Annotated in this window: 1 protein-coding gene; it reads left to right on the forward strand. The window is 52.3% G+C overall.

Going from position 1 to position 530, the window contains the following annotated elements; all coding sequences use genetic code 11:
- Positions 1 to 342 precede the first annotated feature (342 nt).
- On the forward strand, positions 343 to 530 hold a 188-nt coding region (locus GV827_RS23505), incomplete at its 3' end, for a hypothetical protein (RefSeq protein ID WP_204326073.1).

Below are 530 nucleotides of genomic sequence, written 5' to 3' on the forward strand. Positions count from 1 at the left end.
CGGCTCAAGCCGCTGCCACAAGACGTCCGACACCACAAATCGCTGCTCGTTCATTCAAACCTCCATTTTGGAAGCTTGAATCAGAAATCGGGCCAAATGGGAATCCTAAATGTCCACAGGCCCTAGCAGCGAACTTCCGCTTTCCGCCGATCGCGTGAAAGACGCGATCGGCGGATTGTGTTGAAAAACTCCTATTTTGGCAAAACTGCTAAAAAAGTGACCCATAGAAAGCCTGCCGGAAAATCCGACGAGGGGGGCGGTCGAAACGCTGACTTGGCAATGTGAAAGGTCCTCACGGCTTACACTGACCGTTCCGCGCGGACTTGGGTGATTCAATAGATTTTGGCGGAAGAATTTGGCGGTCGAATTTTCGAGTTTTTCAACAAAATCGGCGGAAACCGGTTCTCTGTTTGCGTAAGTGTCAAGCGCGGGTTTCTCGGTCATTCGGGGACCTGGTTCTCTACGAAGTCAGCATTGCCGCTTCCTGATGGCGTCCGGGAGCTGATCGGCCAAAATGTCATTCGCGGAGT

Origin of the sequence: Sulfitobacter sediminilitoris (assembly GCF_010667575.1) — a bacterium.
In the GTDB taxonomy this organism is placed as follows: Bacteria; Pseudomonadota; Alphaproteobacteria; order Rhodobacterales; family Rhodobacteraceae; genus Sulfitobacter; species Sulfitobacter sediminilitoris.